11 protein-coding genes are annotated in these 12,780 nt (G+C 45.6%); 3 read left to right on the top strand and 8 right to left on the bottom strand.

What is annotated here, in order from left to right; all coding sequences use genetic code 11:
* Positions 1-261: 261 nt before the first annotated feature.
* The 5 genes from LY387_RS20575 to LY387_RS20555 form a co-directional block, all read right to left on the bottom strand.
* Complete coding sequence (locus LY387_RS20575; RefSeq protein ID WP_128649976.1) at positions 262-747, bottom strand: Lrp/AsnC family transcriptional regulator; 486 nt, start codon at positions 745-747, stop codon at positions 262-264.
* A gap of 122 nt (positions 748-869) precedes the next feature.
* A complete protein-coding gene (locus tag LY387_RS20570) occupies positions 870-1,103 on the bottom strand; it encodes a hypothetical protein (protein WP_042475162.1) in 234 nt (77 codons plus the stop codon).
* Between the two features lie 310 nt (positions 1,104-1,413).
* Positions 1,414-4,470: an efflux RND transporter permease subunit gene (locus tag LY387_RS20565; RefSeq protein ID WP_234497714.1), complete on the bottom strand. Its 3,057-nt coding sequence runs from the start codon at positions 4,468-4,470 to the stop codon at positions 1,414-1,416.
* Positions 4,470-5,528: an efflux RND transporter periplasmic adaptor subunit gene (locus tag LY387_RS20560; protein ID WP_234497713.1), complete on the bottom strand. Its 1,059-nt coding sequence runs from the start codon at positions 5,526-5,528 to the stop codon at positions 4,470-4,472. The genes LY387_RS20565 and LY387_RS20560 overlap by 1 nt, the downstream gene beginning before the upstream one ends.
* Positions 5,528-6,601, bottom strand: a complete 1,074-nt coding sequence (locus LY387_RS20555) for an efflux RND transporter periplasmic adaptor subunit (RefSeq protein WP_234497712.1) — start codon at positions 6,599-6,601, stop codon at positions 5,528-5,530. Before LY387_RS20555 ends, LY387_RS20560 begins: the two co-directional genes overlap by 1 nt.
* A gap of 268 nt (positions 6,602-6,869) precedes the next feature.
* Here LY387_RS20555 and LY387_RS20550 point away from each other — a divergent pair, with 268 nt between their 5' ends.
* Positions 6,870-7,592, top strand: coding sequence for a TetR/AcrR family transcriptional regulator (locus LY387_RS20550; protein ID WP_234497711.1), 723 nt, complete (start codon positions 6,870-6,872; stop codon positions 7,590-7,592).
* A gap of 102 nt (positions 7,593-7,694) precedes the next feature.
* On the opposite strand, the gene LY387_RS20545 is transcribed toward LY387_RS20550, so the two are convergent.
* Positions 7,695-9,587, bottom strand: a complete 1,893-nt coding sequence (locus tag LY387_RS20545; RefSeq protein ID WP_234497710.1) for a PTS fructose transporter subunit IIABC — start codon at positions 9,585-9,587, stop codon at positions 7,695-7,697.
* A gap of 427 nt (positions 9,588-10,014) precedes the next feature.
* Between LY387_RS20545 and LY387_RS20540 the strand changes: the two genes are divergently transcribed.
* Positions 10,015-10,845, top strand: a complete 831-nt coding sequence (locus LY387_RS20540; RefSeq protein ID WP_234497709.1) for a helix-turn-helix transcriptional regulator — start codon at positions 10,015-10,017, stop codon at positions 10,843-10,845.
* Here LY387_RS20540 and LY387_RS20535 read toward each other — a convergent pair.
* Positions 10,837-11,634: a PTS sugar transporter subunit IIA gene (locus LY387_RS20535; RefSeq protein WP_234497707.1), complete on the bottom strand. Its 798-nt coding sequence runs from the start codon at positions 11,632-11,634 to the stop codon at positions 10,837-10,839. The two genes, LY387_RS20540 and LY387_RS20535, sit on opposite strands and share 9 nt — an antisense overlap.
* Positions 11,635-11,637: 3 nt before the next feature.
* Positions 11,638-11,949: a PTS fructose transporter subunit IIB gene (locus LY387_RS20530; RefSeq protein ID WP_234497706.1), complete on the bottom strand. Its 312-nt coding sequence runs from the start codon at positions 11,947-11,949 to the stop codon at positions 11,638-11,640.
* A gap of 242 nt (positions 11,950-12,191) precedes the next feature.
* Here LY387_RS20530 and LY387_RS20525 point away from each other — a divergent pair, with 242 nt between their 5' ends.
* On the top strand, positions 12,192-12,776 hold the full coding sequence (locus LY387_RS20525) for an NAD(P)H-dependent oxidoreductase (protein WP_234497705.1): 585 nt from the start codon (positions 12,192-12,194) through the stop codon (positions 12,774-12,776).
* Positions 12,777-12,780 lie beyond the last annotated feature (4 nt).

The following is a 12,780-nucleotide window of genomic DNA, read 5'->3' as shown; positions in this document are numbered from 1 at the left end:
ACGTAACCAATCACTACAGCAACTTATTGTTTAATCGAAATTTTCGTTTAATTTTAGTGTAGGACTGTTAAATCACATTTCTAATTTATATACATCATTTCTTAACAAAAAAACTCAGATATATAAACACTTAGCCACCAGAGATTGCGCTAATTCTCAAAAAAGAAATACGTACTTCTCTGGCGGTACACATGGGCTGAAAGAGTCTGTGACGGGAGCGTTTATATCAACGCAGGATAGGTAATGGTTTGTCTAATTGCGTCAAAGTGTGTCAAGAAGGTCAGGGTTAACACCAAAGCCGGTTTTATGTTCTTCTATGACGACTTCACTGCGAGTCTGAATAACTCCTGGAAGCGTGCCTAGCTTGGTCGACATAAAGGATTGATAAGATTTCATATCTTTGGTGCGGACTTTGATCATAGTATCGAAGTCACCCGATAAGGAATAACACTCTTCTATTTCCGGCATAAGCTCAACAGCTTTAGCAAACTTTTCAAAAATGGAGAAACTCGTCTGATCCAGACGGATATGAATAAAGACCTGAACATCCAAGTTCAACTTTTCTGGGTTGAGCTCAGCATGGTAACCAAGAATGAACCCCTCTTTCTCAAGCCGTTTAACGCGATCAGAACATGGAGACGTCGTAAGGTTGACGAGCTTGGCCAACTCGACAATAGGCATACGACCTTTACGGCTGAGTATTCGAAGGATTTCCAAATCGATTTTATCTAAAGCAAGCGAAGCCATTGATTTAACTCAAGTGAATTGGAGATTTCACGATTGTAAATCAAAGGTTATGCCTGTAAATAGATGTGAGATCACAAAGTTGTGACAAATCCCACTAATCGACAACAGTTTACAGTGTGAATCTATGCCAGATTCGTTTGACCAGTGATAACTGGTTTTACGGACTCTTGGTTCTGAGTATTGCAAACTCGGCAATACAGTTGGCGTTCTAACTTGTAGTAACCACTACCGTTAACCAGTTGAGACATAAGCATTTGGAAGCTTTGAAGCGCGGATGAACTGTCGTTATGACTGCGGCGCATGACTGCTTTATGGGCGGTATCTTTCTTGCACGCTGCGCAGTAGTTAGTCGGCATGTGAGGTGTCTCCATTTGCATCTGATCGTTTCGTGACCATATTGTGTTGAAAGTGGGTCGAATTACAAAACGATCATGCCAAAAAATGTGGTTGGTATTCCAAAATAACGTCATTATTTTGCGAAAATTTGATCAAGATTTCGAAATTAACTTACAAATAACTCGATAAAGACGATGAATACCGAACTCGTCCGCAAAAATCACAAAAATGGCGTCAAAATGCGAGAAGCGGGTTCAAAATTCACATCCTAGTAACGTAAAAAAGCCTGCAATAAGTGCAGGCTTTTCGTCATATCCACTGTAATTTCAGTTATTTCGCAGGTTTTACCTTAAAGAAAATAGCAAACAATACAGGGACTACTATGAGTGTTAGTACTGTTGCAAAGCCAAGGCCAGCCATTATCGTGATCGCCATTGATCCGAAGAACGCATCAAACACTAACGGAATCATACCTAAGATAGTGGTCAGTGCTGCCATACTCACTGGGCGCACACGGCTCACCGCACTATCAACGATAGCTAGATACGGATCTTTACCACTTTCTAGCTCAAGGTTTATCTGATCCATCAGGACAATCCCGTTTTTCAAGATCATACCGCTCAAGCTCAGTAGTCCGAGCAACGCCGTGAAACTAAATGGCATGTTCGATAATAAAAGACCAAATGCAACGCCAATAATAGACAGTGGCACAGTCAACCAAATCACCAGCGGCTTTTTGAACGAGTTGAACAGCAACATCGTAATGATAAACATCAGTAAGTAGCCCATAGGCAACGATTTAAACATCGCTTCCTGTGCATCTTTAGACGATTCATACTCGCCGCCCCATTCGATCGTGTAGCCAGTAGGCAAAGGCAATGATTCTACCTGTGGCTTAACACGAGCGAACAAACTCGCTGCCGTCTCATCTCCAAGTACATCATGGTCAGCCAACACGGTTAACGTGCGTTTTCTGTCACGACGCTGAATGATTGGCTCTTGCCACTCAAGCGTCACATCATCAATCACCTGCTCTACCGGCACATACGTCTGCAGCATCGGGCTCCAGATAGAGATGTTCTGCAGTGATGCGTAATCGACACGCTCAGCTTCCGTTAGACGAGTGACGATAGGGAGCATTTGTGTCCCATCGCGGAACACACCAATCGTATTACCGCCAAAGGCTAGCTGCAGTGTGCTCGACAGATCTTCTTTAGAGATACCTAAGCGACGTGCCTTCGACTCATTGAACTGAGGAACCAACTGCTTCGTGCGCTCGCGCCAGTCGTGACGAACATTTCGTGAACCAGGATCTGCGAGCAAAATGTCTTCTACTTGCACCGCGATATCACGCAGTACTTGCGGATCAGGTCCCACAATACGCGCTTCTATCTTAGATGCCGGTGACGGGCCAAACTCCATTAGCCTCAACTGGAATGTTGGCGCAGCAAATTCATGTGCAAGTTCAGAATCCAGCTTGTGTAGCAGCTCAAACATGTTGTCTCGGCTCGTAGTACGAACCTGCAGTTGCGCGTAGCCCTCATAGCTCTTCTCTGGCTGGTAAGTCAGCATGAATCGTTGCAAACCCTGACCTACCGAGGTCGATACGAACTCTACATTGTCTTGCGACTGAATATACTCTTCTACTTTCTCTGTTTGTTTCAGGGTCTGACGGATATCCGTGCCTTCAGGCATCCACATATCCACGAAGAACATTGGCGTATTCGATGGTGGGAAGAACGACTGCTTCACCAAACCAAATGCCATCACAGCCGAAACCAACAACGCAATCATACCCGCGACCGTCAACCAGCGAAGCTTAAGAGCCAACTCCAGCGACCAGCGGAACACCGTAAACAACACGCCTTTATATGGGTCAGCATTGTCTGCTTGTTCATTCTTGTCCGACTCTTTGAGCAGCAAGTCTGCTAAGAATGGAGTCAGTGTCAGCGCCGTAATCCAACTTAGGAACAGCGAGTAACAAAGCACCCAAAATAGAGAACCCATAAACTCACCCGTCGCATCTTGCGAAAGACCGATAGGTGCAAACGCAGTAATCGCGATCACTGTTGCGCCGAGCAATGGCCACTGAGTCTGCTTAGCAATACTCATCGCTGCCTGCTTCTTGGTTTGACCTTGTTTTAATCCAACCAAAATACCTTCAACAATGACAATGGCGTTATCCACCAGCATGCCCAGAGCAATGATTAGCGCGCCTAAGGAAATACGATGAAGCTCAATATTGTTGATACTCATCATGATGAAGGTACCAAACACGGTGAGTAGCAATACTGCACCAATAATAATGCCGCTGCGCATACCCATGGTAAACAGCAGCACCACGATAACGATGCCCACCGCCTGAGCTAAGCTCACAACAAAGTCTTGAACTGACTTATCAACTTCCGCGGACTGGTTATAGAAATAATCAAGATGAATACCCGCTGGTTTGATGCTTTCTAAAGCTTGTAGCTCAGCATCAAGCGCTTTACCTACCTCAACCACGTTCACGCCAGAGCCGAACGAAATCGCTAGGTTAATCGCAGGCTTACCATTAAAGGTGATCACATTGGATGGCTTCTCTTGAATACCCTTAGAGATATCAGCCACATCTTTCAGACGAATCAAGTTACCTGTGTCGCGACCATGAATAATTAGGTTTTCCAATGACTCAACAGAGTCCAAGCTGCCATTAGGACGAATTGCCAAGCTTTCGCCGTTGATCATGATTTCACCGGCAGATTGGACGCTGTTTTGTTGATTCAGCAGTCCCATCACGGTGTTCATGTCTAGGTTGAGAGCTGAGAGACGCTCCAATGATAGCTCGACAAATAGCATCTCTTGTTGATTGCCAGAAATATCGACTTTACCTACGCCATCGACCAACTCTAACTCTCGGCTAAGGTAATCCGCGTAGCGCTTTAGCTCGACATAGTCATAGCCATCACCCGTCACCATGATCATCACACCAAACACATCACCAAAATCATCGATGATTTGAATTGAGTTAACACCGGCAGGCAGATTTGGACGCAGGTCATTGATCTTACGACGCATCTCATCCCAGATTTGCGGAAGCTCGTCTGGGCCATAATCCATCTCCATACTCACCATAATCTGAGAAAGACCGGCAGAGGATGTGGATTTGATGTTGTCGATATAAGGAAGCTTACGGATCTCTTTTTCTAGCGGATACGTCAGTTCTTCCTCAACCTCGGTTGACGTTGCACCCGAATAGGTAGAGATAACCATGGCATCTTTGATGGTAAACGCAGGGTCTTCTAGACGCCCTAAGTCGTTAAACGATTGAATACCACCGATTGCTAAGATAACTAGAAACAGCCAGCTTATGACGCGGTTTTTAATTGAATACTCGGTAAGACTCATTATTTATTGTTCTCCATGAGCGCTACTGCTTCACCGTCTCTCAGTTTTCTTAAACTAGAGCTAATCAAAATGTCACCTTGGCTCACGCCAGAATCGACAATCACACCGAAGCTGTTGACTTGGTCAACACGCACTGGCGTTTTTGTTGCTACGCCTTCTTCATGTTTCCACACAAAAAATTCGCTCGGCTGGTTGCCTGCTTCTAGCACTGTCATTGGCAATTGATAACCTTGAATTGTGCTTAGTCCGGCAGCCACCATATCAACGTGCACAGACACGCTCGTACCCGGCAAGATTTTGGCACCTGGCTGCGGCATCTGAAGCCAAAGCTCGTAGGCACGGCTCACTGCATCGGGCTCGCTAGAGTGCTCTAGATACTCCATGGTGTAGCTTTTATCCTGACCAGAGAAGAAAGCTCTTGGTTCATAAGCATCTCGCTGTGCTTGTGGCGTAATAGAGGCCAGAATATGATCGGAGAGACTGATCTTCACATAGACCTTGTCATCTTGATAAATCGAGACCACAGTTTCACCTGGACCAACATTCTCAAAACGCTCTTTGTCCACTTCAGCGACGACGCCAGCAAATGGCGCTTTCAAACTGGTGTATTGAATCTGATGCTGAATATTCTGATATTGCGCTTTAGTAAGCTGTCGGTTAGAGGTCAGCTCATCTAGCTCAGAGCTCGAGATCATTTCGCGAGAGTAGAGCTCGGCACCACGGCGTAACTGCTTAGTCGCCAACTCATACTGAGCTAGTGCATCACGATATTGCTGCTGGAGCTTTTTGTCGTCGAGCTTAGCGACCACTTGACCCTTCTTCACCGATTGTCCCGGCTTCACAAGAAGATGAGCAATCTCACCCTGAATTCGAAATGACAGGTTTGTTTGCTCTGCAGTCACCACCTGACCACGAAACTCGCGATACTGCTGCTCAACAGGCTTAGACACTTCAATAGTCTCAACCATCAAAGGTGCTCGTTCACGTTCGGTGATATCCGAGTAGCAGCCCTGAAGCGTGAGAGCTGCCAGTCCGATTGCAATAATTGACTTTTTCACTAGATACCGCCCTCACGTGTCCATAGTTTTACGCGTTGCCCTTCCACTAGATTGGCAGCGCCTGCAACCACAATTTGGTCGCCTTGCTGAAGACCTGCGGTTACCGCACCAACCTCGTTGGTAGAAAGTTGGACTTGATGAATTTGCTGCGTTTCTGGATCAAAGCGCCATACTTTTCCGCTGCTGTCTTGTTGGCTAATCCAAGCGCTTGCTGGTAGTGAGAACGCTCGCTCTTTGGCTTCACTTTGAATATGCACTTGTCCTGACATACCAGACAGAACATTGATGTTTGCAGGCTTAGCAATTGTTACCGCAGCGGCATAGCTGTTGGTATCAAGATCAGGCTGCATCGCAATTTCGCGAAAACGCGCTTCGATTCGTTGGTTGCGATGGCTATCTAAAGTCACAAAGAAATGCTGGTCTTTTAACTGCTCAAGCGTCATCGCCTTCACCTCTGTCACTGGAATCGTGAAGGTAACATCCAAATCTTGGCTGCTAATAAGGTTCAAAATAGGCTGCTTCGCACCAACAACTTCAAAAGGCTTTTGATACGTTAGCGATACCACACCATCAAATGGCGCGATAATTTGGGTATAACCTAGGTCAGCTTTAGCTTGGGCAAGGGATGCCTCAGCGGCTTTAAACTGAGTTTCGTTGCGGTCAAACTCATCGGCACTGATCAGCTTTTTGGCAAAAAGCTGCTTAGCGCGTTTCAGTTGAGATTCCGCCAAATCAAACTCAGCCTGTCTTGCATCCAGCGCGACTTGGTAATCGGTAGGATCGAGCGTTGCCAAAATCTCACCTTTATTAATCGCCTCACCCATCTTTACGTCTATGGATGAAATTTGCCCTGCTACTTGAAAAGAGAGTTGCGCACGGTCTGTTGCATCAACCTGCGCTAGGTAGCTGTTTACAGGAGCAAAATTGAGTTCTGGGACCTCCACCACTTTAACAGGCTTAATCACTGGCTCATTGATTTCTGATTGTGCTTGGTTGCACCCAGACAGACCAAAGGCCGCCAAAACGGGGAGCACCAGCATGCTGGTTTTTTTGAATAGACGATGGGTTTTCATAATATTTATCCCAAATTATATTTTACGGGTGTGCAGTAAATTACTTTACAGTTGTGCAGTATATGTATAATTTGAAGGAGATCAATAATTATTGTACATGTGTGCAGTATAATTTTTTCGATGAGCTTCATCGCTTTTGGTTATAAGAAGCTCTCAAACCCTGGCTTAAGTAGATCTACTGCATTGTGCAGCTCTGTTGATGTGCACCTTGTCGATAGGTAGGTAATTCAGTACCCTGTATAGGATTGATTAATTAAAAAGGTATCGAGTGGAGAAGAAGAAAGGTCGTCGCAGCGCCATGGCGGCAGAAGAGACGAAAAACCTGATCATGACGGTCGCCGCAGAAATGTTCTGCGAACTTGGGTATGAGCGAGTTTCTATTCGTAATATCAGTGAGCGCGCCGGCGTGTCGCACAGCTTGATCCGTCACCACTTTGGTAGCAAAGAACAAATCTGGTACGGCATCAGCGACCACATGCATGCTTACATGCAGAAGTACATTTTAAATCTGCTCGAGCAACTCCCAGAAGATACACCCGCGAACATCAAGCTATATCGATTTGCCTGTGAAATGCTAGCCAACCTAATGGTAGTACGTCAGCCCATTCAGCTCATCGCAGATGCTATGCGCCAAGAAAATGAATTTTTTGACTACTTCATCGATAGTAAAGGTGAAATTGAGTGCATCGTGATGGCATTGGTCGACAAATATAACCAAGACCGCACCGATGGCAAACACTTCGAAATGCGCGAGCTTAAATGGCAAATGATGCTATATGCCTATGGTTCTGCCTGCATGATGCCAATGCTTAAAGAGACCTGGTCCGACGTAGCAACGGAAGAGGATGAATGCCTACTAAAACATTGGCAACTATTCGAACAGCTGACAGCACATATGCTTCAAGTAGAGGCAAAGGACCGCTTAACACCAACTAAGGTGACAGACCTTATTTACCACGTTGAATGCGATTGGGGCGAATGCCCGATGTAAGCAAGTTTCATAAAAAAAGCCCCATTTATGGGGCTTTTACGTTAGAGGCGCGGGGGGCACCTTTAGGAGCTCGTTAACAGCATAGAGTGTAGAGTTTACTAATTACGCCGCAGCCAATTGAACTTTTTCTACACGCATTTTCTTCAAGCTAATGCAAACCAAAGCAGTCACAACAGTACCAGCAGCCATACATACTAGAGCAAGCAGTGGTTTGTTCATCGCACCAAGTAAGGCAACAACTGGACCGCCATGGGCTACGCTATTCGTGATGCCGAATGAGAACGCCATAACCGCTGCAACCATAGAGCCGATTACGTTAGCTGGAATAACTGACATTGGATCTTGCGCTGCGAACGGTATCGCACCTTCAGAGATACCTACTAGACCCATCGCACCTGCTGCTTTACCCGCCTCAAGTTCTGACTCTTCGAATAGGTTGAATTTACGACCGAGTACTGTAGCTAGTCCCATACCTAACGGTGCAACTGGAATAGCACACGCCATCGCACCCATGAACTGCGTTTGACCACTGGCAATCATGCCTACTGAGAATAGAAACGCTACCTTGTTAAAAGGGCCACCCATATCAAAGCCAGCCATACCGCCGAGTACGATACCCAGCAAAATAACGCTGCCCGTACTCATGCTAATTAGCATCGCATTCAAGCTGTCCATCAAGCTCGCAATCGGCGCACCAATAACAAAGATAAACAGCGCTGAGATAAACAATGAACCCGTGATTGGCGCAATCATAATTGGCACCAAAGGCTGGATAAACTTGTGGTAATTGCGCGTCGTTACCCATTTCACGAAGTAACCGACCAATAAGCCCGCGACGATAGCACCAATAAAGCCCGTGCCTGCTTCAGCACCATAAAATGAACCGTTGTTTGCAATCCAACCGCCAATCAAACCAGGTGCCAAACCCGGGCGGTCAGCAATCGCATACGCAATATAGCCAGCTAGGATAGGAATCATCAGCGTAAAGGCAACAACGCCCACATCGAGCACCTTGTTCCACATGCTGCCATCAGGAATGGCCATACCCGCTTCTGTAGGTTGACCACCAATCGCCAACGCCAAAGCAATCAGCAAACCACCAGTGACAACAAACGGAATCATATGCGATACGCCGTTCATCAGATAACGATAGAGATCTGAACGTTTTGACGAGTTATCAACAGACTTAGCGGCTGTCGCATCGGCAACAAAAACCGGAGCGTTTAGCGATTTTTCTATCAGACCTTTTGCATCGCTAATCGGCGCTTTAACACCAGCCTCAATGAGTTTTTTACCAGCGAACCGATTCATATCAACTTGTTTATCTGAAGCGACAACAATCGCATCCGCTCGAGCAATTTCTTCAGCAGTCGGGGCATTTTTAACACCGATAGAGCCATTGGTTTCGACCTTAATTTGGTAACCAAGCTCTGCTGCCCCTTTTTCTAGCGCTTCAGCAGCTAGGTAAGTGTGCGCGACCCCTGTCGGACATCCAGTGACACCAATCAAAAAGCCTTTGTTTGCTTCTGGCAGATCGTTACTAGATTCTGATTTTGCGAGTAATAATTCGAGAGCTTGCTGCTCAGATTGAGCGTTAAGGAAGCTCTCAATAAACCCTTCTTCAATCAATTTCGAAGAAAGCTCGGCGAGTACCTCGATATGATGCTCTGAGCCACCATCTGGGGAGGCGATCATAAAAAACAGTTTCGATGGTTGACCGTCTTCCGCGCCATAATCGATACCAGTTTTACTGACACCGATAGCTACCGCTGGCTCATTAACCGCTTTACTCTTCGCATGGGGCAGAGCAACGCCATCCTCAAAACCGGTATTGCCGATTTCTTCTCGCGCATAAATGTCTGCTAAGAACTGGGGTTTGTCACTGATTCTACCTTGTTCAGCTAGAAGCTCTGCCATCTCAGTGAACACTTCATCCTTACTGGTCGCTTTTAGATCTAGGCAGATCAGTTTTTCATTGATGAGATCCGTAATCATAATGATTGTCCTATTTAACCTTGTGTCGGGAGGTTGGACTACAAGATTCTCTTTCCCAGTTTTTATTACCGTGCATGTCACCGGCGCTAGAGTCGAGAAGTGATGTAGTCACTCGATAGGATAATTATCCGTAGATTTGGCAATATTTTTTAGTGCACCAAGAAGGCTTTTACTGGATTATTGTAACCACACTATTTTAGTGTGAACTAGCTCAATATAAACTACTAGTCCATCGGCTTAAATTAAATGACAATATATTAATATTTTACAATAACTTATATTGATTCGTGTTTGAGACAAGAATCGAGAGACATTTTTCTTGTCATACCTTTCTAGAGCTTTGTAACCTGCTCTATAGTGAGAATAAGCATGACGTGAATCACGATTTTTTCTGTTTTTGCTCTCGTTTACTGGAGAAACTGTCGCCATGTTCCACAACCTGATTGAAACCCTGATCTCTGAAAGAGAGCATTTCAACCGCATCTGGTTTGCGGCCGATCAGTTAACACCACCAGCATTTAGCTATCAGGTCAACTTCCCACGCTTAGAGCTGGTAATAAGTGGTGAGTATGAAAATGAGCTCGAAGACCCTGAACAAGGCATTTCAACCATTAAAGTACTCTCTGGTGATGCGCTCTATATCCCACCAAACTGTTGGAATAAACCTAACTGGCAGGGAGATTGCTCAGTGCTGAGTTTGCTGTTTGGCAAACGTCAAATGGGCTTCAGTTTAGTGAGTAAGCGTGAGGGAGAAAAAGGGTTCTATGATATCCAAAAACACAGTATCCAGACCCGTACCGGCCATGCTATCGACCATATTTTAGAGGCATTGAATGCGATTGCTCGCGAGCCCCAAAAGTCGCCAATGGATGAACATCTATTGATGGCGCTGCTTTCCTATAGCCAATCCATGGTGTCCGAGCCCTCGGATAATCTAAAAAGTGGTGATCTCTATCAGGGTATCTGTATCTACATTCAAGAGAACTTTCATCGGACGATCACGAGAAGCAGTATTGCACGTCGTTTTCACATCAGCCCCAACCACCTTTCACGACTGTTTAGGCAGCATGGACATATGACTTTGGCTGATTACATTACTTGGGTACGAATGGAGCGCGCGAAGTTCATGCTCAAGAAATACGATTTTAAGCTTCAAGAAGTCGCTACCCGATGTGGCTATCAAGACGTCAATTATTTCTTCAGGGTATTTAAATCTCGCTCTGGGCAGACCCCAAGTGAGTATCGCCAATCACTGTGAGGGTTGGGCGCGCTGCCCCTTAACAAGTTGATGGGTGAGGATGGCTCTTATCGCTTCTGGCTCGCGACTCGTGGTCAAGAGATGGCAGAACTCCTCATCTAGTAGAGACTTGGTTAAATGGGTAAAACTTACCAACAAAGGCCGGTTAGGAGGAGATGGCAAGATTAATGAAATGACCAGCGATACTGGTCCAAGTTTCGGTGATTGCCAGTCCATAGGCTCAGGCGACTTAATCACGACCAACGTCGCCCTCTCAATCAATGGAGTGATGATATGAGGCAGAGCAATCATTTTTCCTGTGGCAGTAGATGAGTGCAATTCGCGGTTAAGAAAATCTTGTTCCAGCTTATCGCCATGTTCTTGACTCGCTAGATTGGCAATCTTTGCAAGTACCTGTGCTTTTTCGGCATCCTCAACGCGAGCAAAGTGATAATCAAGCTCGAAGGGTAACTGAAAGGTGCTAAGCGCTTTGAGAAGCGACAGATTTGCTCGCTTATTAGAGCGATGCGCCGTGTTGACCAACATAAAGTGTTCAGCGACAAAGTCCATCAATACCATGCAGGCAAGCTCGGCGTCAGAGCCTTCTATGTGAAGTTGGCACAGATCATCTTGTTTTCCTGCGAGCGCAAAGACTTTGAGGGCGTGTTCGATGTTAGCACTGTCCCAGCACGTCAAATTGTGCAATATCACCACAGAGCGAAACATGCCGCTCAAGGTTTTCAATCGATTCACCTTCCAACCTGAAAAACCATCTTCAGGCAGAACGAATGTAATTCGACGCTCTATCATGCTCTAACGACCAGCCAATTCAACGCAGCGCTGAAGTACAGATTCGACATCCGTAAGGACCTCTTCGATCGTTACACAATGTATTTTGCTACCCGTGAAGCGCGCTCGATGCTCCACTTCAATGTCAGAGGCAATCAATACCAAGTCTGCATTAGCAATATCTTGGGTACTCAATTGGCTTTCTATTCCCATTGCGCCCTGAGTTTCCACTTTGACGCCTATGCCCTGTTTTTGAGCAGCCTTGCGAATGGCGTCTGCTGCCATATAGGTATGAGCGATGCCTGTCGGGCATGCGGTTACCGCAACAACCTTCATTGTTTTGTCTCTGTTTGATAAACCACAATTAATTGAGATTCAGATTACTAAGTTGTTGATTGAAGGTACACAATCAAGATCAAAAACTGTGTGATCAACGATGACCGTTATGTCACAAGAGTGTCAAACACTAAGGTTACTAAAAGTATACTAATTGCATTTGGTTTTTAGGTTACCTTAATATACCACTCAAGCGCTCGGAGTGATTCCTAGCCAACATGAAACTAAGAGGTCATTAAACCATGAGCAACGTACTTATTATCAACGCACACCAACCTTATCCATTCTCTGAAGGCAAGCTTAACGCTGCTCTTGTGGACAAAGCGGTAACTCTTCTTGAAACCAAAGGTCATCAAACGCGCGTCGTCACTATGCAAGAAGAGACTGATGTACCAGCACAATTAGAACACTTCAAATGGGCAGATCGAGTGATCATTCAATCGCCAGTAAACTGGATGACTGTGCCTTGGAGTTTTAAAAAGTACATGGACGAGGTATTTACTGCTGGTATGGGTGGTGACTTGTGTTTGTTTGATGGTCGTTCAGAAGAAGAGCCAAAGAAAAACTACGGCACAGGTGGTACTCAAACCGAGTCTAAGTACATGCTCTCTTTGACTTTTAATGCACCAGAAGAATCATTCAACAATGAATCTGAATACCTTTTCCAAGGAAAAAGCGTCGACGATTTGATGTTCCACATGCACGCCAACTTCCGCTTCTTTGGCATGCAAGCTTTGCCAACCTTTGCTGCGTATGACGTGATGAAAAATGCAGATATCGACAACGACTTTGCAAGATTCGAAGCGCACTTAAACGAGTACTTCTAACTCG

The organism is Vibrio maritimus, from assembly GCF_021441885.1.
In the GTDB taxonomy this organism is placed as follows: Bacteria; Pseudomonadota; Gammaproteobacteria; order Enterobacterales; family Vibrionaceae; genus Vibrio; species Vibrio maritimus_B.
This window is presented reverse-complemented; position numbering and strand designations above follow the sequence as displayed.

Coding starts and splice junctions, on each gene's coding strand:
- LY387_RS20570 (WP_042475162.1), bottom strand. CDS start 1,103: ATGCCGACTAACTACTGCGCAGCGTGCAAGAAAGATACCGCCCATAAA.
- LY387_RS20535 (WP_234497707.1), bottom strand. CDS start 11,634: ATGATAGAGCGTCGAATTACATTCGTTCTGCCTGAAGATGGTTTTTCA.
- LY387_RS20575 (WP_128649976.1), bottom strand. CDS start 747: ATGGCTTCGCTTGCTTTAGATAAAATCGATTTGGAAATCCTTCGAATA.
- LY387_RS20525 (WP_234497705.1), top strand. CDS start 12,192: ATGAGCAACGTACTTATTATCAACGCACACCAACCTTATCCATTCTCT.
- LY387_RS20565 (WP_234497714.1), bottom strand. CDS start 4,470: ATGAGTCTTACCGAGTATTCAATTAAAAACCGCGTCATAAGCTGGCTG.
- LY387_RS20530 (WP_234497706.1), bottom strand. CDS start 11,949: ATGAAGGTTGTTGCGGTAACCGCATGCCCGACAGGCATCGCTCATACC.
- LY387_RS20555 (WP_234497712.1), bottom strand. CDS start 6,601: ATGAAAACCCATCGTCTATTCAAAAAAACCAGCATGCTGGTGCTCCCC.
- LY387_RS20545 (WP_234497710.1), bottom strand. CDS start 9,587: ATGATTACGGATCTCATCAATGAAAAACTGATCTGCCTAGATCTAAAA.
- LY387_RS20540 (WP_234497709.1), top strand. CDS start 10,015: ATGTTCCACAACCTGATTGAAACCCTGATCTCTGAAAGAGAGCATTTC.